This is a genomic window from Nonomuraea sp. SYSU D8015 (assembly GCF_008065375.1).
Classification (GTDB): Bacteria; Actinomycetota; Actinomycetes; order Streptosporangiales; family Streptosporangiaceae; genus Nonomuraea.
This window is the reverse complement of the sequence record NZ_VJYI01000040.1, coordinates 1-22,216: the sequence shown is the minus strand read 5'-3', so window position 1 is coordinate 22,216 and position 22,216 is coordinate 1. Positions and strand designations below refer to the sequence as shown.

General features: G+C 68.1%; 22 protein-coding genes and 2 pseudogenes. 12 read left to right on the top strand and 12 right to left on the bottom strand.

Going from position 1 to position 22,216, the window contains the following annotated elements:
* Nucleotides 1-30: 30 nt before the first annotated feature.
* Nucleotides 31-357, bottom strand: coding sequence for a hypothetical protein (locus tag ID574_RS56595; protein ID WP_188197372.1), 327 nt, complete (start codon nt 355-357; stop codon nt 31-33).
* A 381-nt stretch (nt 358-738) separates the two neighbouring features.
* Here ID574_RS56595 and ID574_RS56590 point away from each other — a divergent pair, with 381 nt between their 5' ends.
* The 3 genes from ID574_RS56590 (at nt 739) to ID574_RS56585 (ending at nt 2,078) form a co-directional block, all read left to right on the top strand.
* Nucleotides 739-1,224, top strand: coding sequence for a phospholipase A2 (locus ID574_RS56590; protein ID WP_185085410.1), 486 nt, complete (start codon nt 739-741; stop codon nt 1,222-1,224).
* Nucleotides 1,225-1,250: 26 nt separating this feature from the next.
* Complete coding sequence (locus ID574_RS62190; RefSeq protein ID WP_262496186.1) at nt 1,251-1,382, top strand: hypothetical protein; 132 nt, start codon at nt 1,251-1,253, stop codon at nt 1,380-1,382.
* A gap of 276 nt (nt 1,383-1,658) precedes the next feature.
* Nucleotides 1,659-2,078, top strand: a complete 420-nt coding sequence (locus ID574_RS56585; protein WP_188197371.1) for a hypothetical protein — start codon at nt 1,659-1,661, stop codon at nt 2,076-2,078.
* A 526-nt stretch (nt 2,079-2,604) separates the two neighbouring features.
* Here ID574_RS56585 and ID574_RS56580 read toward each other — a convergent pair.
* The 8 genes and pseudogenes from ID574_RS56580 to ID574_RS56545 form a co-directional block, all read right to left on the bottom strand.
* Nucleotides 2,605-3,111 carry an ATP-binding protein gene (locus ID574_RS56580; protein ID WP_270094324.1) on the bottom strand — a complete coding sequence of 169 codons (507 nt, stop codon included), beginning with the start codon at nt 3,109-3,111 and terminating at the stop codon, nt 2,605-2,607.
* Complete coding sequence (gene istA / locus ID574_RS56575) at nt 3,108-4,601, bottom strand: IS21 family transposase (protein WP_223168125.1); 1,494 nt, start codon at nt 4,599-4,601, stop codon at nt 3,108-3,110. Before istA ends, ID574_RS56580 begins: the two co-directional genes overlap by 4 nt.
* A gap of 135 nt (nt 4,602-4,736) precedes the next feature.
* The gene (locus ID574_RS56570; RefSeq protein WP_188197370.1) at nt 4,737-4,880 is read right to left on the bottom strand and encodes a hypothetical protein; all 144 of its coding nucleotides are present in this window, start codon (nt 4,878-4,880) and stop codon (nt 4,737-4,739) included.
* Nucleotides 4,881-5,716: 836 nt separating this feature from the next.
* The gene (locus tag ID574_RS56565) at nt 5,717-6,076 is read right to left on the bottom strand and encodes a hypothetical protein (RefSeq protein WP_188197369.1); all 360 of its coding nucleotides are present in this window, start codon (nt 6,074-6,076) and stop codon (nt 5,717-5,719) included.
* Nucleotides 6,077-6,338: 262 nt separating this feature from the next.
* Nucleotides 6,339-6,743: pseudogene (locus ID574_RS56560) on the bottom strand (single-stranded DNA-binding protein); the annotation flags it as partial.
* Between the two features lie 1,017 nt (nt 6,744-7,760).
* Complete coding sequence (locus ID574_RS62185) at nt 7,761-8,039, bottom strand: hypothetical protein (RefSeq protein ID WP_188197368.1); 279 nt, start codon at nt 8,037-8,039, stop codon at nt 7,761-7,763.
* Nucleotides 7,999-9,510, bottom strand: a complete 1,512-nt coding sequence (locus tag ID574_RS56550; RefSeq protein ID WP_262496188.1) for a carboxylesterase/lipase family protein — start codon at nt 9,508-9,510, stop codon at nt 7,999-8,001. The genes ID574_RS62185 and ID574_RS56550 overlap by 41 nt, the downstream gene beginning before the upstream one ends.
* Before the next feature lie 338 nt (nt 9,511-9,848).
* Nucleotides 9,849-10,922 carry a winged helix-turn-helix domain-containing protein gene (locus tag ID574_RS56545; RefSeq protein WP_188197367.1) on the bottom strand — a complete coding sequence of 358 codons (1,074 nt, stop codon included), beginning with the start codon at nt 10,920-10,922 and terminating at the stop codon, nt 9,849-9,851.
* 526 nt (nt 10,923-11,448) lie between these two features.
* Between ID574_RS56545 and ID574_RS56540 the strand changes: the two genes are divergently transcribed.
* Complete coding sequence (locus ID574_RS56540; RefSeq protein ID WP_188197366.1) at nt 11,449-11,697, top strand: hypothetical protein; 249 nt, start codon at nt 11,449-11,451, stop codon at nt 11,695-11,697.
* On the opposite strand, the pseudogene ID574_RS56535 reads toward ID574_RS56540, so the two are convergent.
* Nucleotides 11,694-12,032, bottom strand: a pseudogene (locus ID574_RS56535) (transposase); the annotation flags it as partial. The gene ID574_RS56540 and the pseudogene ID574_RS56535 overlap by 4 nt on opposite strands.
* 48 nt (nt 12,033-12,080) lie before the next feature.
* On the opposite strand from ID574_RS56535, the gene ID574_RS61275 reads away from it, so the two are divergent.
* Together ID574_RS61275 and ID574_RS56525 are read left to right on the top strand one after the other, a co-directional pair.
* On the top strand, nt 12,081-12,935 hold the full coding sequence (locus ID574_RS61275) for a type 2 periplasmic-binding domain-containing protein (protein ID WP_223168124.1): 855 nt from the start codon (nt 12,081-12,083) through the stop codon (nt 12,933-12,935).
* 67 nt (nt 12,936-13,002) lie between these two features.
* The gene (locus ID574_RS56525; RefSeq protein ID WP_188197365.1) at nt 13,003-14,283 is read left to right on the top strand and encodes an alpha/beta hydrolase family protein; all 1,281 of its coding nucleotides are present in this window, start codon (nt 13,003-13,005) and stop codon (nt 14,281-14,283) included.
* 216 nt (nt 14,284-14,499) lie between these two features.
* Here ID574_RS56525 and ID574_RS56520 read toward each other — a convergent pair whose 3' ends face one another.
* Nucleotides 14,500-15,750, bottom strand: a complete 1,251-nt coding sequence (locus tag ID574_RS56520) for a serine hydrolase domain-containing protein (protein ID WP_223168123.1) — start codon at nt 15,748-15,750, stop codon at nt 14,500-14,502.
* Between the two features lie 238 nt (nt 15,751-15,988).
* Between ID574_RS56520 and ID574_RS56515 the strand changes: the two genes are divergently transcribed.
* Together ID574_RS56515 and ID574_RS56510 are read left to right on the top strand one after the other, a co-directional pair.
* Nucleotides 15,989-16,690, top strand: a complete 702-nt coding sequence (locus ID574_RS56515; protein ID WP_262496187.1) for an ISL3 family transposase — start codon at nt 15,989-15,991, stop codon at nt 16,688-16,690.
* Between the two features lie 345 nt (nt 16,691-17,035).
* Complete coding sequence (locus ID574_RS56510; protein WP_188197362.1) at nt 17,036-18,277, top strand: IS256 family transposase; 1,242 nt, start codon at nt 17,036-17,038, stop codon at nt 18,275-18,277.
* An 86-nt stretch (nt 18,278-18,363) separates the two neighbouring features.
* Here ID574_RS56510 and ID574_RS56505 read toward each other — a convergent pair whose 3' ends face one another.
* Nucleotides 18,364-18,990, bottom strand: a complete 627-nt coding sequence (locus ID574_RS56505) for an HAD family hydrolase (RefSeq protein WP_336245670.1) — start codon at nt 18,988-18,990, stop codon at nt 18,364-18,366.
* A 154-nt stretch (nt 18,991-19,144) separates the two neighbouring features.
* On the opposite strand from ID574_RS56505, the gene ID574_RS56500 reads away from it, so the two are divergent.
* The 4 genes from ID574_RS56500 (at nt 19,145) to ID574_RS56485 (ending at nt 22,126) form a co-directional block, all read left to right on the top strand.
* Nucleotides 19,145-19,573, top strand: a complete 429-nt coding sequence (locus ID574_RS56500) for a MerR family transcriptional regulator (RefSeq protein ID WP_188197360.1) — start codon at nt 19,145-19,147, stop codon at nt 19,571-19,573.
* Nucleotides 19,574-19,748: 175 nt separating this feature from the next.
* Nucleotides 19,749-19,973, top strand: coding sequence for a carboxymuconolactone decarboxylase family protein (locus ID574_RS61270; protein WP_223168129.1), 225 nt, complete (start codon nt 19,749-19,751; stop codon nt 19,971-19,973).
* Nucleotides 19,974-20,253: 280 nt separating this feature from the next.
* Entirely contained in the window at nt 20,254-21,633 is a 1,380-nt protein-coding gene (locus ID574_RS56490) for an MFS transporter (RefSeq protein ID WP_188197359.1), read from the top strand.
* A 25-nt stretch (nt 21,634-21,658) separates the two neighbouring features.
* Nucleotides 21,659-22,126 (top strand): hypothetical protein, encoded by a 468-nt coding sequence (locus tag ID574_RS56485; protein ID WP_188197358.1) that lies wholly within the window; start codon nt 21,659-21,661, stop codon nt 22,124-22,126.
* Nucleotides 22,127-22,216 lie beyond the last annotated feature (90 nt).

Here is a 22,216-nt window from a genome sequence, read left to right as displayed (position 1 = left end):
CTTGCCCTGGCAGCCGGGAAGGGATCTGGGTCAGTGCCGGGTGGCGGTGCGGTCCTGGTCGGTGAAGCCGTAGCGGCCGGTGCGGCTGCCACGGTCGACCATCTCGCCGGCGGTGGAGAGCGCGGCCTGGCTCAGGTCGTGGTCGTAGTGGATGGTGGTCTCCTGCCGGATGCCCAGCGTGTCGGCCACCTTCGTGACGTAGGAGCCGGCGCCCAGGAGGACGAACACCCACTTGCGCTTCTTGGCCTGCAGGCTCTCGATCCAGGGGCGAAGGCGTTCAGGACTGTACCGCTGAGAGGCGTTGTCCATGCCGTCGGACAGGATGACGGTTGATTCGTCGGTGAGTTCGGGGACCAAGCGTCGGCCTCTTTTGGCTCCACTTGGTGATCGACCGCCCATGATCTGAAGGCGAGTTTTGGTACCAGTCTGGTTGGCCGGGTTCGTGCTGGCGCGAGCAGCAGCAGGGTTGTCGGACGAAACGAATCTCCCCCCTGAGCTGGTCAACGGGTCCATGACTGCGATCTGCGGTGGCGCGCAGGGAGACGGTGCGTTCAAGACCGTTCACGTCCCCGCCGTACGAAGCGGGGGACAAGGTGGACGGGCCAGACCCGCCCGATGTGACACGCCCCGGGTATGCCCGGGGTATGTCCCCGGGTCCGCGGCGCTATGTTTTGGTGCGCCCCCGACGCGGTGCTGCGACTCTTCTCCTGCTGTTCCTCCCCAGAGAAAAGAGTCACCATGAAAAAGGCACTGGCCCTGTCCGCCGCCGTCCTGGCGGCGGGTGCCATGCTGGCCGCTCCCGCACAGGCGACCGCGCTCGACAAGACCAAGGCGCAGCGCCTGGCGATGGCGCTGACCCTGACGAAGAACACCAAGGCCAGCTACAACGCGTGGGCCCGGTTCAAAATCAACAAGGACACCCCGCAGGTCAAGGAGTACAAGTTCAACTGGAACACCGACGGCTGCTCGGTGCCCAAGAAGATCGGAAACTCTGAATACTGGAAGGGCGTCTTCAAGATTCCCTGCGATCGTCACGACTTCGGCTACCGCAACGTCAAGGCGCTGGTGAGCTCCAGCAAGTGGCGTAACACCTACAAGAAGCCCGTCGACGACGCGTTCCTCTTCGACATGGGCAACGTGTGTGTGAAGTTCTCCGGCACGAAGAAGGCGTCCTGCCGGGTGGCCGCGGCGGCGTTCTACGGCGCGGTCAGGGCAGCCACGTAGGAGGGCCACATGGCAGACTGAGCTCCGTGGTGAGAAAGATCGAGGCCCCGACCCGCATCCCGGTGCCGGGCGGCAAGATCATCAACGAGCACATCGGACAGGTGAACACCGGTGACGAGGCGATCTCCATCGCCCACATGATCGCACCGCGGTCTTGAGCAGCTTCTTCATGATGCTCCTTCTGTCGGGCGGGTTCTGGTGCCCGCCGAGAAGGAGCATGGATCAAGGGTTGAGTCAGGGCGACAGATCCCTTGGACACAGTGCGGTTCGGCCAGCAGCCGTGCGGACTTTGGTCGTCGGCTGCTTGGTCGTGGAAAACCTAGCGTCCCACTAGCGCGCTCCGAGTGGTCTGATTGGGACATACCTCCGCTATACCGCGTCTCCGTATGGTCTCACCTCGACGGGAAATCAACGGAGGGAACCATATGAAGATCATGCGTAACGCGGTCGTCGTCGGGGCCATGGGGGCCGTGGCCATGATGGGCGCGCCTGCGTCGGCCTCGGCGTCCGCGCCGGCGGCGTCGGTGACCACGTCGGCAGACTTGGCCCTCGTCGCGACCTGTTCGAAGGGGTCCTACAAGCTGAAGGTGACCGTCACCTATGTCAACGGGTTGGGTGCGCACCGCTTCCGCAAGGTCTTCTGGACGGCCTCTGGCGGCCCCACCAACGTCAAGGTCAGCCTCGTCCAGGACCGGGGCGGCCTTCCGGACGTCGCGTTCAAGTCGGTCGTGATCACCGGCAATACCGGCCACAAGGACATCCCGGCGACGCGGCCTATGGCGCATCGGGTCTTCGTGAAGCTGGCCGGTAAGACGGGTGTCACGAGCTGCGTCGGGCAGAGCGGCGTCATCTGATCCTGACCGCTCGGCGCCCGCTGTCGCGAGAGACGGCGGGCGCCGAGCGGTCAGGGCGAGGGGTGGGGGAGTTCGAGGTCGGCCGCGATGGGGAAGTGGTCGGAGGCCTCGGTGCCGATCAAGCAGCCCCCGCCAGCCCAGACAGCGTCATCGGCCGCCGCCCTGCAAATGCCCCTCGCTCGTGGCCTGTCCGGCAAGGGTAGACCCCAACCCGCATCCAACGCCGCAGGCGAATAGCGTCAGAATAGAGTCCGCATCCGAGTTTCTTGACGCATGTCTGCTGGGCCCTTGGAGTTCAATCCGAGCCGATCAACACGGCCGTCCCACGGTCATACAGCGCTGGAGATCCCGGCAGATAGCCCCAGAGCTCGGGGCCTTTGGCCGTGCGTGCTTCCCGCCGCCGGAATGATGGTCGGTCCTCGTCGCAGGTCAAGGTCGGTCGTCCTCGCTGCGCTGCGGGCGCTCCACCTTGACCTGCTCCTGCGGCCGACGGATTTGGCGGCTATCGGGAAGAGCGCGCCGGAGGTCAGCTGGGAGCCTGCTGGGCAGACTTGACGGCCTGGGTCTGGGTATAGCGGTAGGACACGGTTCCGGTCTCGATGATGTTGCCGCCGTAGGTGAGCCGATCGACGATCGCCGCGCACAACCGCAGGTCGGTAAATGTCTTGGTCCATCCCGAAAACGACTCATTTGAGGCGATCGCGATGGAAGCCCGCTCGTCCCGTTCGGTGATCACTTGGAAGAGCAGTTCGGCACCCCGCCGGTCCAACTCCATGTAGCCCAGTTCGTCAAGGCAGAGCAGCTCGAGCCGGCTGTAGCGGGCGATGGTCTTGGTGAGCATCTTCTCATCGGCGGCCTCGACCAGCTCGTTGACCAGCTTGGCGGCCAGGGTGTACTTGACCCGGTGCCCGGCCATGGCCGCTTCGGTGCCCAGCGCGATGAGCAGGTGCGACTTGCCGGTGCCCGAGTCGCCGATCAGACACAGCGGAAGGCCCTTGCGGACCCAGTCGCTGGTGGCCAGGCTATGGATCATCGCGGGGTCGATATTGGGGTTGGCCTCGAAGTCGTCTCGAGCTGGGCGACTTTACGGGCCTCCAAAGCGACGGCGTCCGCGGTCCACGCGCCCACCCGCAGCTCCGCGGCGATCCCCGCCGCCACATGCTCGTGAGCCATGTGGCGGTGCAACAGCAGCACCTCGATCAGCGCGCGGGTGCCCTCGGCCTCGCCGTGCGCCCGGCGGGCAGCGGCCCACCACGCCTCGTGCTCACGGGTGAACTTGCCCGAGCGGCGCGCCTGCTCCAACGCGGTGGAGCCGGGCAGGGCGCCGGGCTTCTTCAGCAGGATCTCCAGGTAGTGGTCCAGCTCCAGCCGCGAGCCGCCCTTGGCGATCAGCCGTTCGTGCCGGGCCACCTCCTGCCCCTTGTGGTAGACCACCAGGTGTGAGGCGTGCAGCATCACCCGTACCGCTTGCCCGATCAGCCGGGCGGGCACCGAGTAGCGGTTGGTGCGCACCACGATCACGCTGTAGCGGTCCACCCGCGGGGTGAACAGCCGTCCCGTCTCGAACCGTTCGGTCGGCAGCGGCCGCAGCAACGGGGCTTCGATCGCGAACCGCTCACCGATGCTCTGGGGCCGGGAGCGGCGCCGCGTCTCGTCCTCCACGTCCCACCGGTCGATCATGGCGTTGAGCTCATCGATGGTGGTCACATCAGGGACGGGCACCAGATGGTTGCGACGGAAGTAGCCAATCTGACCCTCCACGCCGCCCTTTTCGTGCGCGCCCTCCTTGCCTCGGCGGCAGTAGAACGGCTCGATCCCGTAGAAGGAGCGGAAGATGACCCAGCGTTCGTTCTCCACCCGCGAGCGGTTGAAACCGAGCACCTTGGCCACCGCGGGCCGCAGGTTGTCATAGCGCACCTTGCCGTACGGCACGCCACCCAGCAGGGTGAGAGCGTGGACGTGGCCCTCGAAGAACGCCTCCTGCGAGCAGGTCAGGAACATCCGATGCACAGCCTTGCCCGACCACGACAGGCGGAAGGAGAACAGGTAGCAGCGGGTCAGCGTGCCGGCCAGCCGGATCCACACATCGCCGAAATCCACCTCGGCCTCAGCTCCCGGACGGTGGGACTGCTCGATGAAGCCGGGCACCGGTCCGCGGCCTTCCTCCATCCGGATCTTCGCCCGCCGCTGCCGCACGTAATCGCGGACCATCGGGTAGGAGACCTCCACCGCCTGGTGCTCCTCCACCAGCCGATTCCAGATGCGGACCACGGTGTGCCGCTGCTTGCGCGGCGCGTCCAGATCAGCCCGCAGCATCGCATCGATGACCGGCTTGTAGGGATCCAGCCGCGACCGGCGCGGTGGCGGCTTCTTCCGCTCCGGCGGCCAGGGCGAGGCCAGCGCCTGAGCCACCGTCCGCCGATGCACGCCGTACTTGCGGGCCAGCGCCCGCGCCGACATGCCTTCCAGCCGGGCGTCCCGACGGATCGCCGCGAACAGTTCGGCCTTCCCCTTGTTGGCCATCGGTGCCTGCTCGCTATGCGGAGCACCCCGATCGTCTCAGCAGCCGGACATTCGTGGTACCAAAACTCACCGACACCATTTTCCGGCTCAGATGGGTGGAGCCTCACCTGACCGACATCTGGTACCCGCCCTCACCTACATAGCCATGACGGTGATGATCTCGTCGGGGTGCTGCCACTTGGGCAGGGCCAGCACCTGGCTGCGGGCACGTTCGATGGTGTCGCCGATCGCGTCGTACAGGGCGGTGGCGCTGCGCGGCCGCAGCTGGATCGGCGGCACGTCGGCCAGCTCCAGGTTGCTGAAGACCAGCTCGCCGACGTCGTCGAACTGGTAGAGGGTGACGGTGGTGCGGCCGGGGGAAGGCTCGCCGCGCGTCCAGGAAGGCGCGCAGGCCCGCCTCCGTCCGCGCGGCGATGGGGCGCATGGATCCGGAGCGGTCCAGGACGAGTTCGATGTGCCGCCAGCGGGCCGGGGTGTTGAGGGAGGTCACCGCGTGGTCTCCTTCACGGGTCGGGTGCGCCGGGCCGGGGGTGGCCCCGCGCTTGGGCCGTCTCGACCACGGGTTCGCGGCGCGGGGAGCGGCTCGCCGAAGGCGACGCGAAGCGCTTGGCCGTGACCCGCGCCGGGGTTCCGTGGTAGGCCCGAGCAAGCGCCGGGCCACCCTGACCGGCGCAGCATCCCGGCAGGACAGGGCGGTGCGAGAGCGCCGGCGCGCCGCGCGCGCGGGCGTAGGCGGCGCTCGGCGGTCTGGGCGTGTCGGCGCAGCTCGACCGTTGGCGGCGGCCGAGTTTGGAGGCCGCGCCGTTGCGCGCATCCGGCGGGAGTGGCGCCGCCGCCGGCACGTGGCCAGGTCACCTGCTTGCCGTCCGCGATGGCCCGCTGACACAGCCGCACGCAGCCGGGGCACAGCGCCTCGCGCTGCACGAGCGGGTCGCCTCGCCGTGCTGGATAGCCGTCGGGGTCGACGGGCGTGCCGGTGGCCTGGTGGATAAGGACGGACACGGCGTTGTCGGGATCGACGATGAGCGGGTACAGTCCGCACCGGCAACAGCTGGTGATCAGGAGCGTGTGGCCCTCGGACGGGCGCGGCTCGTACTCGCCGAGGTCGTAGCCGGTCACAGATCGGCCCATCCGTTCGATCTGCGCTGGATGTGGCGCACGTCGTTGTCGTGGCGGACCTTGAGCAGGGCGCCACCTTCCCGCACGGCCAGGATCTTGGCGGGGCCGCGGCCGGGAAGGCGGATGACCTGACCAGGTGTCATGGGCCCGTCCGTGGTGGGCTCCGTGGTGAGCGTTGTGGCCTGGCCCAGCACGGCGTCGAGTTCGCGGTCGTCAATGTCTTCGACCAGCAGACGGGCAAGCTCGGCGGTGACGTGCAGCAGGGTGGCCCGCAGGTCTGCGTGGGGGTCGTTGAGTTCGCATCCCACGTAGCTCAGGAGTTCGGTCAGGTCGGTACGGGTGGAGGTCGGCATCATCGAGGAGAGGTCCTCCTTTGGAAGAAGTCCGCCCCGCCTCCATGGGAGAAAAGAGGGAGGCAGGGCGGAGCGAAGGGGAGGTGCGGGTTCACAGGGGGAGTTGCGGGGCGGTGCCCGCCCGCAGGGAAACCGGGCGGGCACCGCAGCGCGGTTAGAAATCCGGGTCGTCACCAGCCGCTGCAGCCGTGCCCGCCATGGCGGGCACCGACTCACCGGGCATCGACTCGCCGGCCGCCTCCTGACTCTCCACGGGCATGCCGTCCCAGGGGTTCTGCGGGGGAGTGTTGACGGTGCGGCTGCCACGGACCTTGACCACCTTGGCGGTGGCGTGGCGTACAGACGGGCCGATCTCGTCGACCTCGGCCTCGTAGACGGTGCGCTTGTCGCCTTCCTTGGTCTCGTAGGTGCGCTGGCGGAGCCGGCCATGCAGGATGACGCGCATGCCGCGCTGGAGGCTCTCGGCGGCGTTCTCGGCCATCTGCCGCCACACGTTGCAGGTCAGGAAGAGGCTGTCGCCGTCCTTCCACTCGTTGGTCTGGCGGTCCATGAACCGCGGGGTGGACGCGAGGCGGAAGCGGGCCACGGCCTGTCCGGTGGGGGTGAAGCGCAGCTCAGGGTCGTCGACGAGGTTGCCGACGAGGGTGATGACGGTGTCGCCTGCTGCCATGGTGTCCTCCCAGGACGTCGAAGGTGGGATGAGCGGTTGCCGAAACGGGACGGAGCGGGGCGGGGGCCGTCGGGCCCCCGCCGAGCCGGGCCTAGAAGGGGACTCGCGGTCGGCGACGGTCGCCAGCCGGTACGCCTCCACCTGCTGACCGATGCACCCCAGGCAGATGCGGCCGCCGTCCAGGGTCTTCCAGCTGTGCTCGACCTCGTTGGCGCAGCGGCTGCAGGCGGTGATGTCGGTGCGGTAGAGGGGGAGGCCGAGTTTGAGGGTCATGGTGTGTGGCTCCTTCCGTACGGTGCCCCTGCTGGGTGGCCGGTCCGTGTTTCGGTGAGGGAGGACACGCAGGCGGAAGCGACGGAAGGCAACCCGGCGGCCCCGCCCCGGCAAGATGTTTTGGCGCCCCGGCCGGCGCCGGTGAACACCCCGCTCGCGCCAAAAGATCTTGGCTGGGTGGGGTGAGCGCAGTGAAAGCCGGGTTGCCTGAAGGAGCGGGCCTGCGAGGCTGACTGAGCCGGAATGCGGGGCGGGTCCACCAGCAGGGCACTGACGGCAAGGCGGCCCGCCCTGACCCCGGTTCCGGCCGCACGATCAGCGCCACGCGGGCGTCCGATCGGCTGCGACGGCGAGGTCGTCCGCTCGTACAGCGTGACCGCCGCACGGCGCCACGCGCCGGAAAGGGGACGTTGTGGTGGCGCTGCGCAGGCGCTTCCCGGACGCCAATGGGCACCGTCATGCGGTCGGTGGAAACCGGCGTTAGCAGCGCTCTGATCGGCTGCCGCGTATCGTCGAAGAGGCGTCCCCGCTAAAGGTGCCGTCGCCTCGAAACCGGGAAGCCCCGTCCTGGTCCACGACCAAGGGCGGGGCTTCTTCGCGCTGTACGGAGATCCACGGTGCTGAATCGGGCAACTGCTGGTGCGCCGCCGCGTGGATCACCTTCGGAGGGGCAGTCGGCTCTGTGAGCGTGGGTGTCCGGCCTTCGACCAGGATCCTGCCGGGCGCCCGCGCCTCCTCATCGGGTTATCGCTCGGTGTCGTAGAGAGCTCCCACCGCCGCGCTCAGATCGGCCGGTGGCTGCTCTCCCTCTACCAGGAGCAGCCGTGGCCGCTCCATCGCGTAGTCGGCATAGACCCAGTCGTTTACGTAGGCGCGGAGCACGGGCACCGTCGAGCTGGCGAGGGGCGCCGCGACCATCTCGTCCAGCCACCTGTCCGGCAGGTTGCCGCCCGTCGCGGTGTTGATGAGGAGGCGCCGGCTGTCAGGAGAGGCTTTGCCATAGGTCGCAGTTGTGCCGTACACCGAGGTCGGTGGGGCGGACGCCGCCAGGTTCCGGGGACAACGACTGGACGGTCGCGGCGCTGGAGGTAAGGCGAGTCCATTGAGGCGATCCAGGTGCGTTCGGGGTCCCGGTGTGAGCGAAGCGGGCCCAGTAGCCGATCATTGTCTTCGACAGCCTTCGCTGGGCTGAATTGGGGGTGATCTTCGGGTCTGGGAATAGGTAGGGCAGCTCGGAGGCGTGGTAGGCACCGAGTGGGAAGGGCGGGGGCTCGGGATAGATCCAGGGCGCGGTACGGTCGGCGAATTCGAAGCCGTACAGGGTGGTTCGCTTGGCCAGATGGCGGTCGTCGGCCAGGGTAGGGCAGGCCCAGCCGCTGTCGGTGGCGATGGCGGACCATGCCTCGGACGGCGAGGCGAAGCTGGCGAGTGGGTAACGGGCGGCCACTTGCGGAGCGTCGTTGCCGAAGGAATCGGTGATGAGCTCCCGATATTGCTCGGCGGTGATCAGCGGATCATATGTCCAGGCAATCATGAGTCGGTGCTCGTCACGTGTGTGCCCGTTCATCACCGGGACCTTGTGGAAGCGTCCGCCAGCGAGTGCCTTGGCGGGGTGTTCGGGCAGAACGGAGGTGCCGTACACGGGGCGGGAGAAAAGGGAAGACAAGGGGTCGGCGAGCAGGCCCCGCTCACCTGCTGCGGGGATTTTGCGCAGGCAGTCCACGGTGTCGCAGCCATGCCCGGTGGTGTAGAGACGGGCAAGTTCATGCACCTCCTGCGGGGGACCCCAGGGAGAGATCACGGGCGAGCCGGCGCCGTAGCCGTTCTTGGGCCAATGAATTCCACAGCTGCCGCTCTGCAGAATGGCCTGCTGGAACAGTCCTTGGCGATGGGAGAAGTGAGCTGAGCGCACGTGCTCAGCCCGCCCGCGGACTGCCCGAAGAGCGTCACCTTGTCGGGGTCGCCGCCGAAGGCAGCGGCATTGCGGCGTACCCAGCGAAGTGCGGCCTGCTGGTCCGATTCCGAATGCGCCGGAGCCGGGCAGGTCAGGGTGGGCGAAGAAACCGAACACACCGAGCCGGTAGTTCACGCTCACCACCACAATGTCGCCCTCGACGGCCAGGCGGGTGGCGTTGTAGTGGTGGTTCGCCCCAGAGACGAAGCCACCCCCGTGCAGGTAGACCATGACAGGCCGAAGATTGTGTGCGCGCGCTGTGCCAGTTCTATGGGTGGTGTGGCGTGGCCACCTTGGAGTGGTGACATTGAGATGGAGGCAATCCTCGAACGCGCTACCTGGTACGCCGGCCAGATCGTTCGGGGCCTGTGCACAAGCGTGGCCGGGCTTGGTGGCGTCGCGGACTGTCGTCCACGGCTGGGGCGGTTGCGGCGACCGCCAACGCAACTCTCCCTCGGGCGGCGCGGCGTACGGGATGGCCTGGAACGTCCGATGATCCGCCATCACTGTCCCCCGCACAGGGCCGGCGTCCGTCCGCACGATCGACTCACCCGTTTCCCCCTCGTGGGCGCTCGCTTGAGCCGGTGCGGCCAGCAGCCCGGCAACCGCCGCACAGGCGGCCGGAAGCACCAGAGCGAGTACGTCCGCCGCCTATTCGCCTGCCTGTCGTCACCCGTCTGGGTGCTTTCAAAGATGCGCGTGCCTCGCGTGCCTCGCCACGGTTTTCTCCTCCATTGCATTGCAGTTTGTGACACCACGACCGTAGAAAGCCTGAATCGGCACGAACATCCGGCAAGGTACAAGCCGGGGGTGTAGCTAGGTACGCCTCGTACGCGCTCGTCCAACCACCGGTGAATCCCAGCATCGGCGCGCGGCCGTCAGACGAGGAGGGTGTTTCGGCGTCCGCCGAAAGACGCTGGTCCGCGGGCGGACCGTCCTGCGAGGAGGTCGGCGCCCAGTTCGGTGGGGTAGTGAAGCACCAGGTTGAGCTGCCGGACGCTGGCGATCAGGTTGGCTTGGCGGAGCACGTGGACGTGCTCGCTGGCCGTGGACAGCGAGACCCGCGCCCGGTGGGCCAGCTCGCCGGTGCTGCAGCCCGGCGCGTGGGCGACGCAGCTGAGGATCGCCGCTCGGGTGCGCCCCAGCAGCGCCGCCAGCGCCTCGCCCCCGGCGGCGGCACTCGCGGCGGCGGTTGCTGCGGCGCGGCGGGGGATCGGGTAGGCCAGGACGGGCGGCAGCGCCGGATCCACCAGCGCCACCGGGTTGCCCCGGCAGAAGTAGGACGGTATCACCGTCAGGCCCCGCCCTCGCAGGTGGATCTGGCGGTCCAGTCCGGCCGGATAGTCGACCTCCAGCACCGGAGGGCGCCAGCGCATCGCCGGCGGCAGGTGGGCGAGCAGCTGCTCGGCGCCACCGGTGACCAGGTGCCGTGACAGGAGGGCGCGCTCGTGGGCGAGGGCGGGCTCGGCCTGCGGCCGGTGCGGCGTGAGCACCGCTTCGCAGTAGCCGGCCACGAGCCGCCCGAGCCGCTTGATGGCCTGCCGATTCCCGCGTGCGAGGTCGGCCAGCTCCGCGCAGGGCAGGCCGGCGGTGCGGCGCAGCAGCTCCATCTCGGCCCGCATTCGTTTGCCGGGCGTGTCCGCGAGCGTCTGCAGGGCCTGCTCGTCGCCGAGCTGGGCTTCGATCGGGGTGAGGAAGTCGGGAAAGTACGGCCCTTTGGGCGCCAGGGGCAGCAGCAGCGAGCGGACGGACGCCAGCAGGCCGGCTTCGGTCAGGCGGGCCCGGGCTTGGCGCCGCCAGCCGGTCATGGTCTGTCCGCCGTCGCGGGCTTGCAGGCGGTGCAGGCTGCCTACCATCTCCCACAAAAGGTCGGTCCGGGTCGCCAGCCGGGTGAGCGCGAGGTCTTCGGAGGTGAAGACGATCCTCAGCACGCCGCGAGAACGAGTGGACATGTCCTTCCCTTCCGGTGGATGGGGAGGTGCGCTTTCCTGACCGTTCCGGTTGCCCTGTGGTTGACGACAGTGCCAGAAACGCCGGGCATCCGCATTACACGGAAGCTCTCCCGGCCCCCCGTGAATGCCGTCGGGCGGCGTGGCCATGCCGTCTTGATAGCCCCCTAGCAGTTGGGCCAGCGGGCGGCGGCTTGCGCAGCGTTCGGCGCAACATGCCTTGAGGGCTAGCCAACATGCCTTACGAGCCTGAAAAGATCATCTCGCTCTGACCTGCGAGAAGGGAGCAAGAACCCAAGATAACCATCGGTTCATCTCCTTCTCCCACAGTTCACGCAGGGCCGCGTCTACGGGGATGTCAGGCTCGTCCATGAAGGTCATCCCTGGCCCTGTCGATGATCGTCCTCAGGAGTGTCCGTAGGATCCGGTTCGTACCACATGCACCACCCGGGAGCACTGCCATGGCCGATCTCGACATCCCACCCGAAGCGATCGCCGCCCAGCGCGTGTACGACAAGGCGACGCCGAAGTGCAGCGCCTCTTCGCCGAGCTGCCGTCAGGGCTCGCCATCGCCGAAGGCAAGGCGGTCATCTCCGAAGAGCAGCACATTGCGCTCGGCAAGGCGCAGGCGAAGCGACACGAGAAGCTGGTCGAGCTGCGGGACCTGAAGTGGTGGCAGGAGGTGGACGACCCGATCAAGGCGGAGATGGCGCTACGGAAGGCTGCACGGCAAGCTAAGAGGGCATTTGATTTGAGTAGATTGCGTCTTATGTCCTAGTAGGTACCTCGCCAGGTTGGGGTGGTTTCGTCTGTTATGCGCTTGGTGAGGTTGTTGATCGAGGCGATGTGGATCATGGCTTGGGAGCTGGCGGGCAGCGTTTCATAATCGCGGGTTAAGCGGCGGTAGAGCATGAGCCAGCCCAGGCTGCGTTCGACGACCCAGCGGCGTTTGACGACGTGGAATCCGCGGGTTTCAGTCTTTCTGGCCACGACTTCGACGTCGATGCCTAATTTGGCGCCGTGCTGGATTACGGCGTTTCTGAAGCCGGAGTCGACCCAGGTTTTTGATATCGCCGGGTAGGCGGTTTTGGTTTGGTCGAGTAGCCGTATCCCGTTGCAAGTGCTCTGCGACACTTTGCAGTCGCAGAGTCTGCAGGCCGGGTGAGTGTGGTCGCCGAGATCGGGCCGGGCATGGCATCGTTATTGGAGCGTTTGACGGCAGATGAGGCTGCGGCCCGGCAACAGTTGGCCGATCTGCGTGAGCAGGTGGCGGCGCTGGAGGAGCGGCTGAGCGAGCTGTCCATCGCGCGCAAGGTGATCGAGCCGCTGCCGGCTGAAGAGTCCGCTGCGCAAGACGCGAATGAGTCTCGTCCCGATCAGAACCGGCGCCCCGGCCCGCCGCAGTCGACTGCGCACCGGGGCCGAGCATCGTCGGATCGGCGCGACCTGGCCGGGGCTGACGAGCAGGTGGTGGCGGCGATGACCAGCGAGGGCCGGCCGATGCGTGCCAAGGAGGTGGCCCAGGCGCTGGGCGAGCCGCAGGCGCGAGGTCGGGTGGAGGCCACGCGGGCCGGGGAACGCGACGACGGGCACGCTGCTCTGGTCGGGCGGGATCCCCACGCAGCGCTGACGGACCTGAACCGCACCACCGCGATCACCCTCCTCCCGCTCGACGTCCACCTGCCGGCGCTGCGGGCGGGCTACGGCCCGGTGTACGACCAGGTCCACGTCCCGGCGCAGGCTTATCAGGAGTCGGCGAACTGCGCACGATCGGCGTCGCCAACCGCCTGCTGGCGGCGTCTTTCCCTGCCCGACGACGTCGCGGCCTCCGTGGCGCGCGTGCTGGTCGGCCACGCCGTCGACCTCGTGCCAGCGCCTGCGGTGGGGACGCAGTTCCTCGAGGTCCGGACACTGATAGGTACGGGCAAGGTGGCGCGCTGCACCCCGGGGCCGCGTCGGCCTACCGCACCCTTCACGGGTAGGAGCACGGCTCCTTCCGAAGACGGATGCGCGTAGTACCGAGGCGCTGCCAGGGTCGGAAGCAGGCGGCCGCTGGGCCGCCCGATCCGGAAGGACTCCAGCAGTGTTATCGAGACACACCAGGGTGGTGCGGGGTTTGGCGCTGATCGCGGGCCTCGCGCTCGCGTGCGGGCTCACCGCGACCGCTCCCGCCGTGGCGGCGGAGCAGGCCAAGCTCACCGCGCCGACCCTCACCGGCCAGTACGACGTCGGCACCACCGACCTCCACCTCGTCGACCCGTCCCGCCCCGATCCGTGGAAACCGGAACGGCGCCGGGAACTCATGGTCACCATCACCTACCCGGCGGACCGGTTCGCCAAGGGCCCGCGGGCACTGTGGCTCACGCCCGGCATGAGCACTGTCATCGATCAGGCGCTGGCGGGCGAGGACTACCTCGATCTCCCGGCCGGCTCCATCGACTGGGCATCGGCGAAGCGAAGGGCCGAGACCGGCGTCCCCGTGGCGCACGGCGCGCCGAAGCCGGTCGCGCTCTTCTCTCCTGGCTTCGGCTTCCCACGCGAGACGTACACGGCGATCGTCGACGACCTGGCGAGCCGCGGCTACGTGGTCGTCTCGCTCTCGCACACCTATGAGAGCGTGGCGGTCGAGTTTCCTGGCGGGCGACTCGAACTCGCGGTGTCCGACGGTGAAGGCCCCGAATTAAAGAAGGCGCTCGACGCCCGGGTCGCCGACAGCCGGTTCGTCCTCGACCAGCTCACGAAGATCACCCGGGGCGAGAACCCCGACGCGGGGAAGCGGCCGCTCCCTCGCGGGCTCGGCCGGTCGCTCGACCTGTCCCGGGTCGGCGCCTACGGCCACTCCTACGGCGGGTCCACCGCGGGCGAGACGATGGTCCACGACCGCCGTGTCGACGCCGGGATCAACATGGACGGCGCGATGGCGACCGCGGTCGGCTATCCCCCGGGAACTCCTTACGTGCCGGCCGAAGTCACCAAACGCGGCCTGGACAGGCCGTTCCTCCTGATGGGCGCCGAGGGCGTCGACGAGAACGGGAAACCGCTCGAACACACCCACCGGAATCCCGAATTCGACCGCAGCTGGGCGGACTTCTGGGCCAACCAGCGAGGCTGGAAGCGGGATCTGCTCCTGCGCGGCAGCACGCACGAGTCCTACAGCGATCTGCAGATCATCGTGCCGCAACTCGGCGCGCGCGTGGCGCCGGAGAAGCGTGAGGCGCTCATCGGCACCATCGATCCCCGTCGTTCGCTGGCCGCGCAACGGGACTACATCGGCGCGTTCTTCGATCTGCACCTTCGCGGACGGGACCGGCACCTGTTCGACGGCGAATCCCCGCGGCACCCGAACATCGACTTCATCGACTAGGGGGGCTGAAGGGGACCTTCCCCGCATGTGCTGTGGCGCATGCTCTCGCACCTCGCTTGTAAAACGCCATCTATCTGGCGGCTGGGACACGTTCGGGAGCGGAGGGCCGTGTTGTTCAGGTCTTCCTGTCGGTGAGAGAACTTAACGTCCGGGGTAGGGCGGCGGCGCTGTGGCGGGCCACCGATCGGTGACCAGCCCGCGCCGCGCCGCCGCCGGTCACGGTGTGGCCGTGCCCCCGTCCACGCCGATCGCCGGGAGCGGCCGCGCCGCCCTGGTCGCCGCCCCCGCGTCAGGCCCGCACGCCGCCTCCAGCAGGTGGTTCCCGATCGCGAAGTCGATGGCGTGCGTGACAGGACTACCGTTCTCGTCGAGCTGCTGGTAGTTCCTCAGGTTGGTGCCGAAGGCGAACTGGTGGCCGCCGTCGGCGTCGGAGAACGCGAAGGTCTGCATGCCGGGGATGCTCCCGTCGTGCCCCCAGAACCTGCCGCATGGCAGGTCGAGGGGGTAGATCCCGAGACCGTAGTCGATCACGGCGCCCGAGAACGACCGGATGGGCACGGTCTTGTGCATCTCGGCGAGCAGGCTCGCGTCGATCAGCTCGCCGCGCAGCAGCAGCCGGAAGAAGCGGTTGAGGTCCTCCATCGTCGAGGCGACCGCTCCCGCCGTCCAGGCCCAGGACATGTTGTAGACGCTGTAGTCCTTGGGCGGGTCGAAGTAGCCGAACAGCGCCTCGTACGCCTTGGAGCTCGGCCCCGGGATGTACGGCGTGCGCGGGAACGACGTGTGCCGCAGCCCGGCCTTGCGGAAGACGTGGTCGGTGATGTACCGCTCGGCACTCGTGCCCGTCACCTTCTCCAGCAGCAGGCCGGCGATGACGAAGTTCGTGTTCGAGTACGCCCCGGGTGTCACCCCCGGCTGCCCGGTCGCGGGGGCGCCGAGCCCCGCCCGCGCCAGCTCCTCCGGCGAGAAGGCGCGGAAGCGGTTGGCGTCCAGGCTCTCGATCGTCGGGAAGATCACGCTGGTGTGGTTGGCGATGTGGCTGGTGTGGTTGAGCAGCATGCGTACGGTGATCTGCTGCCCGCGCTCGCCCGGGATCAGATCCGGCAGATAGCGGCCGATGGGGGCGTCGAGCTCGATCGTGCCCTTGCCGACCTGCTGTAACACGGCCACGGCGACGAACGACTTGGTGATGCTCCCGGCCCGGTGCACCATCTCGGGCCGCATCGGGCGGCGGGTCTCGACGTCGGCGACGCCTGCGGCGCCCTTCCAGCTCCGCCGGCCGTCCACGACGTTCGAATAGATGCCGTACATGCCGGCCTCGTGCACGGCGTCCAGCGTCTGGCGCAACCGCTGCCGGTCGAGGCCGCCGTCCTCGGCGGCGGCCACGGGTCCCGCAGCGAGCAGCGCGGCGGCCAGGGTCGCGGCTCCCAGCCGCGAGGCGAGTGTGCTGAATCGACGAATGGTCATGGCGCTCAGCATGAGTCTTCCGCTCGGCGGAGGTCAGTGCGCTGTGTGGGACTGTACGGTCACTGGCTCTGGCGCACTTTCGGTGGTGACGGAACGTGATTGTTCGTGTCGGTACATGGCTATCCGGGGTGCTGTGTCAGCGTGACGCCGGTGTGACATAAGGGATCTTGCGGGGCTGGTATTCCCGCAGTTGGCCGGCCTGATCATTGTCAGCGTTCAGTCCGAGGCCGGGGCGCTTGTGGTGCATGTCGCGTCCACCGGCGCGCCGGTGGCGTGTCCCGGCTGCGGGGCAGTCGGGCGGGTGCACGGCTATGTGGATCGGCAGCTGGCTGACCTGCCGGTTGGTGGGCAGCGGGTGCTGGTGCGGCTGCGGTTTCGGCGGTTGAGGTGCGCGAGGGTCGGGTGCGAGCGGCAGACGTTCCGGGAGCCGTTGCCCGGGTTGGCCGAGCCGTATCAGCGCCGCACGGTCGCCTTGACGACGCAGGTGGGTGCGGTGGTGCGGGAGCTGGCCGGGCGGGCGGCGTCTCGGCTGCTGGCCGTGCTGGGAGTCGGGCTACCGCGGCAGAGCGCGATCCGGTCGTTGCTGCGCTTGCCTTTGCCGGTTCGTCCGGTGCCGGCGGTGATCGGGGTGGACGACTTCGCGCTCCGCAAACGACACCGCTACGCCACGGTGATCATCGACGCAATCACGCGGGAGCGGATCGACGTGCTCGCCGATCGTCAGGCCGACACCTTGGAAGTGTGGCTGCGTGCCCGCCCCGGTGCGCGGGTGGTGTGCCGGGACAGCAGCGGCGCCTACGCCGAAGCGATCCGTCGCGCCCTGCCTGAAGCGGTGCAGGTTGGTGATCGCTGGCATATCTGGCACGTGCGCCGTGAGGCGCTGATTGATCGAGCGGAGGTGAGAGACCTTCGCCGCCGTCCTGTCGCAGCAGGGCGGTGAAGCTGGGGGCAGCCCGACCTGGGAGGTGCCGGGGAGGGTGGCAAGCGGCCCCGACAAAGCCGGGACGTGTCAGGACTGCCAGATGGCGCGGGTCCGGCGAGCGAGACGGAGAGGTATAAGAGAGGAACCGGTGCGTGAAGCCTCCTAAGGTGACATCAGCTCGAACCTGGCGGATCTGGGCTGGTTGCGGTGCGTGCTCGCCTTTGTTCCAGGGCGGGCAACGGTTGCGTCCACGGGAGTGGTGTACGAGTTTGGCCTGGTCACAGGCGTGGCGCCGTGAAATGAAGACGGCCATCGCGTGATCCTTCGAGTAGCAAAGATCAAGATTCGAAGGAGAACCAAGCGATGGCCGTAGATCCCAGTGTGACGCCCGAACAGTGGCTGGCGAAGCAGATCGAGACCGACGACCCCGACTTGTTGCGATCCATGGTGAAGACCATGGCCGAAGCGTTGATGTCGGCCGAGGCCGACAGCCTGTGCGGCGCCGCATACGGCGAGCGCAGCCACGAGCGGACCAACTCCCGCAACGGCTACCGCAAGCGCGAGTGGGACACCCGGGCGGGAACGGTTCAGCTGGCCATCCCGAAACTGCGGTCGGGCTCCTACTTCCCGGACTGGCTGCTGGAGCGTCGGCGCCGGGCCGAGCAGGCGCTGATCAGCGTGATCGCCACGTCCTATCTGCTCGGTGTGTCGACCCGGCGGGTGGACAAGCTGGTCGAGCAACTGGGCATCAAGCATATCTCCAAAAGCCAGGTCAGCCAGATGGCCAAGGTGCTCGATGAGCAGGTCGAGGCGTTCCGGACCCGCGTCTTGGACGCCGGCCCGTACACCTTCGTCTGGCTGGACGCTTTGACGCAGAAGGTGCGTGAGGGCGGCCGGATCATCAACGTCCACGTCCTGGTGGCCACCGGCGTCAATGCCGACGGCCGGCGCGAGATCCTCGGCCTGGAGGTCACCTCGGCCGAAGACGGCGCGGGCTGGCTGGCCTTCCTGCGCAGCCTGGTCGCCCGCGGCCTGTCCGGCGTGCAGCTGGTCATCTCCGACTGCCACGCCGGGCTGGTGACCGCGATCGGCGCGACGCTGGCGGGCGCGGCCTGGCAGCGCTGCCGCAGCCACTACCTGCGAAATTTGCTGACGGTCGTCCCTCGCTCCGCGCAGCCGTTCGTCGCCACTCTGGCGCGCACCATCTTCGACCAGCCCGATGCCGTCTCGGTGCGCGCCCAGCACGCCTGGGTGGTGCAAACGCTCGAGGCCAAGCATCCGGCCGCGGCCGAGCATCTGGACGCCGCCCGCGAGGACCTGCTGGCCTTCGCCGCCTTCCCCCGCGAGATCTGGCCGCAGATCTGGTCCAATAACCCGCAGGAACGGCTGAACAAGGAGATCCGCCGCCGCACCGACGTGGTCGGCGTCTTCCCCGACCGGCCCGCCATCATCCGCCTGATCGGCGCCGTGCTGGCCGAGCAGACCGACGAATGGGTCGAAGCCCGCCGCTACATGGGCTTGGACATCCTCGCCAAGGCTCGTGTCCGGGTGATCCCTGGCGACACACCCACACAGAACCCGATCCCGCAAACACTTACCGCTTAACCTGCAGAAACAGGATCACGCGAAGATCGATTCATACACCACGTCCGTGGACGTGACCCCACTGGTTCCAACTGCCGTGATCCGGCTCATTGACCCGGGTCGTTCACTTTACGACGGCCGTGAGACCCGGTCAGGCGTTCGTGCGTGATAGGTGGCGGGAGGTCGGTGAGGCGTTCGATGCGGAACACCGTCTCGGCTGCCGTCGGCGATGGTCCACCGGTGACGAAGTCGATGCCACGGTCCAGCCAGATGCCGGTGAGCCCGGCGAGGGCGGCTGCGTTCACGTCGCTTTCCAGCATGTCGCCCACGTTGACCGCCTGCGCGGGGTCCGTCCGCATCCACCGGCAGGCGGTGGCGTAGGCGACGGGCTTGGCCGCACCGAGCTCGGTCGAGGTCAGGACGGCTTCGAAGTATTCGAGGAGGCCGAAGCGGGCGAGCTTGGCGCGCTGCTGCTCGGGATCCCCGTTGGTGAGAACGGCCAGACGCGGTCCTCGGGGAAGCCGTTTCAGGGTCTCCAAGCATGGCTGGACATCGGGATAGCACCGCCAGGACTCCTCGAACACGGTGAGGTAGCGCTCCGCTGGGCGTGGTGCGAGGCCGCCGCCGCGGAGTTCGAGGAGGCGTTCCTCTTCGGCGACGCGGAGCGCTGGCGCCTTCGCCCGTTTCCAGCCACGATGAACCTGCTGGTCGCCGACCCCGCGCTGGCGGACCACCGGGCCGCGCCAGCCGAGATCGAGGCCGAGGTCGCCCGCTTCGCGGCCGGGATCCGCGCCGGGTAGGCAACGGCGGGCGCTGGATTCCACGGGGCAGGCCTTGGCGGTGGCACTCCTGCAGCGGCATGGTGCTCTACATCACACTCATACCGGTTTGCGTTGGAGTGCACTCCAACTCCTACGGTTCTCCCATGGCCAGCGAACAGCCACTACCTGCGAAACACTCACGATCGCGGAAGCGGCCGACCGGACCGGGCTGTCGCCCGACACCCTCCGCTACTACGAAAAGGCCGGGCTCGTCAGCCCTGCCGGCCGTTCAGCGGGCGGACAGCGCCGTTACGCCACCGCCGATCTCGCCTGGATCGACTTCCTGCTCCGGCTGCGCGACACCGGCATGTCCATCGCCGACATGCAACAGTTCGCCGAGCTGCGACGGCAAGGCAACGCCACGGTCGCCGACCGGCTGGCCCTGCTGCGCCACCACCGCGCCCATCTGGACGACCGCATCCGCCGCCTGCAGACCAACGGCCAGGCGCTGGACGACAAGATCCGCCACTACGAGCGACTCCTGGAGCATTCGTGAACCGCGAGCAGCAGTACCAGCACGGCCTGACGGTGCTCAAGCAGATCGACGGCGAAGCCGGGCAGAGGGTCGTGGACTCCCTGGCCGACATCTCACCTGAACTCGGCCATCAGGTCGTCGCCTGGGCCTTCGGTGAAATGTATGCCCGCCCCGGCCTGCCACCCCGCGACGGCAACTGGTCACCCTCGGCATGCTCACCGCGCTCGGCGGCTGCGAACCCCAGCTCGAGGTTCACATCAACGCCGCGCTCAACGTCGGCCTGTCCGCCACCGAGATCACCGAAGCGCTCCTGCACGCGGCCGTCTACTGCGGCATGCCCCGGGCCCTGAACGCCACCTTCGTCGCCAGGAAGGTCTTCGACGAGCGCGGCCTGCTGCCCGTCGACAACGCCACCCCGTGACCGGCGGCACCACTCCGTACTCAACGCAACGTTCATCGCCGGTTCGGGAAACGATCACTCTCCATGCGGGAAGCGATCATCTGAGGTGTCCAGTCCGGCCAGTCACGCCCATTCGCAAACACCCCGCTCATGCATCCGGCCCGCATCAGCGCGGCAGCGAAGCAGCGCGGCCCCCAGCACCCAGCTTGCGCTCCGGACCCCGTATCCCGAAGCGGACGGACCTGATCTCTTCCCAACACCTCACCCATCCCCCCGCCGGCCTTCAAAGGAGGAGCCCATCATGGTGAGCGAGCATGTCCTGCCGCAGCGCGAGCCGATCATCGCGCCGATCGCAGCGATCAAGCCTCGTCCGGTGCCGGCCTGGAGCATGACGGTGATGCTGCTCGGCGTCATGCTGATCTCTTATCTGGACAAGGCGATCCTCGGGCTCGTCGCCCAGCCGGCCATGGCCGATCTCGGGCTTTCGGCAGCCGAGTTCGGCGCCATCAGCAGCGCCGCGGGCCTGCTCGGTCCGCTCTCGACACTCCTGTACGCCCTGGTAGCCGACCGGCTGCCCGTCAAAGTCACCCTCTTCACGGTCGTCGTCATCTGGTCGCTGCTCCAGTTGCCGATCGTCTTCGCCGCCTCCGGCACGCTGCTCCTGGCGACGCGGTTCATGCTCGGCGCGGCCGAGGGCCCTGCGGCGCCGGCGGCGTACGCCACCGCCTACACCTGGTGGCCGAACGAGCGGCGCGGCTTGCCCACGGCATTGCTCACGACTGGAGCTTCCTTCGGCAAACTACTCTTCGCTCCGCCTTTGGCCTTCGTCATCGCCGCCTTCAGCTGGGAGGCCGGATTTCTCGCCGTCGCCCTCCTGGGCTTCGCCTGGGGCGTGGGCTGGCTGTTGATCGGGCGAGAGGGGCCACATGGCCAGGCGGCGGCCGCCGAGACCGTCGCGGAGACCGGATCGCGTGCGCCGCTTCGTTCCATCCTGCTGACGGGCACGTTCGCCGGTTTCGTGGCCGCGTACACCTCGGTGGCGATGCTCGCGATCGTCGTCCTCACCTGGCTGCCGTCCTACTTCCAGGTGAGCCTGGGCTTCTCTGCGGTGGCCGCGGGCTCGTTGTTCGGCGTGCCGAGTATCGCCGCCATGGTGTTCCTGTACGGGTACGGCGCATGGAGCGACCGAATGCTCAGGAGGGGGATGTCGGCCCGCCGCGCCCGCGGGCTGTGGGGCGGTGTGCTGCTCGCGCTGGGCGGCGCGTTTCTCGCCGCACTGCCGCTCGCCTCCGGGCCGGTGGTGCCGTTCGCCCTGCTGATGCTGGGCTATGGACTGGCCATCAGCGTCAGCGCCGTGCTCAATCCGGCTCTCGTGCTGATAGCGCCACCGGGACAGCAAAGGAGCGTGCTGTCGGCCGGATTGGCCGTGGCCGGTCTCCTGGCCGCCACCGGGCCATTGATCACGGGTCACTTCCTCGACACGGCGCGAGCGGCGGGCACGCTCGCCGAGGGCTACGCCACCGTGTTCATGCTGGCCGGTGGTGTCGCCATCGTGGGAGGAGCGCTGTTCGCCTTGCTGGTCAACCCCGAACGCGACGCGGCGAAGGTTGAGGCGGCGGCCAGGCTTGCCCACTCGACCCACCTGGACTCACCTGAACGCCGGCCCGGTCCCGTTCGGTGACCTGGCCTGGGAACACTCGCAGAAGATGCTCGCCCGCCGCGGCATCGACAAGCCCACCGAGGAGCAGATCGCCCAGGCCGCCGCCGACTTGCTCGACCGGGCAGAACAAGGCCCGGGCCGTGAAACCGAGACGAGCCGGCCCGCGGCCGACGCAGCGCAAGAAGATCATTACAAGCAAAAGCGTCTTTTCGCTATGACAGCAATCAAAGATGTTCCCTACCTCGCCACGGCTATCTTCTGCGGCCTCCTGATGATCTCCGATGACGTTCTCATCGTAGGAATTCCGCTATGGATAGCCAGTCATCCGGACATTCCCGCGATCTTTTCCACTTCGCTCGCAGCGCTGAGCACCGGCATCATCGTTCTCCTCCAGATGCGGCTGAGCAAAGCAGTCAGTTCCCAACGGGCGGCTGTACGTCGCTTCCAGTTCTCTGGCCGGGTCCGTCCAGTGTGTGATCGGCTCTGGCCCGTAATCGGTGGTGGCACTGAGTGATCCCTGCCAGGCTGGGCCGTGCTGAAGATCGACGATCTTGTGGGTGTGGTATTTGCGGGACTGTCTTCCCTGGTCATCGAGGCAGTACAG

Excerpts from the sequence above, each read along its gene's own strand:
- ID574_RS56520 (WP_223168123.1), bottom strand. The coding sequence starts at position 15,750 with ATGACCATTCGTCGATTCAGCACACTCGCCTCGCGGCTGGGAGCCGCG.
- ID574_RS56510 (WP_188197362.1), top strand. The coding sequence starts at position 17,036 with ATGGCCGTAGATCCCAGTGTGACGCCCGAACAGTGGCTGGCGAAGCAG.
- ID574_RS56565 (WP_188197369.1), bottom strand. The coding sequence starts at position 6,076 with ATGATGCCGACCTCCACCCGTACCGACCTGACCGAACTCCTGAGCTAC.
- ID574_RS56590 (WP_185085410.1), top strand. The coding sequence starts at position 739 with ATGAAAAAGGCACTGGCCCTGTCCGCCGCCGTCCTGGCGGCGGGTGCC.
- ID574_RS56490 (WP_188197359.1), top strand. The coding sequence starts at position 20,254 with ATGGTGAGCGAGCATGTCCTGCCGCAGCGCGAGCCGATCATCGCGCCG.
- ID574_RS56485 (WP_188197358.1), top strand. The coding sequence starts at position 21,659 with ATGCTCGCCCGCCGCGGCATCGACAAGCCCACCGAGGAGCAGATCGCC.
- istA (WP_223168125.1), bottom strand. The coding sequence starts at position 4,601 with ATGGCCAACAAGGGGAAGGCCGAACTGTTCGCGGCGATCCGTCGGGAC.
- ID574_RS56585 (WP_188197371.1), top strand. The coding sequence starts at position 1,659 with ATGCGTAACGCGGTCGTCGTCGGGGCCATGGGGGCCGTGGCCATGATG.
- ID574_RS56545 (WP_188197367.1), bottom strand. The coding sequence starts at position 10,922 with ATGTCCACTCGTTCTCGCGGCGTGCTGAGGATCGTCTTCACCTCCGAA.
- ID574_RS56580 (WP_270094324.1), bottom strand. The coding sequence starts at position 3,111 with ATGATCCATAGCCTGGCCACCAGCGACTGGGTCCGCAAGGGCCTTCCG.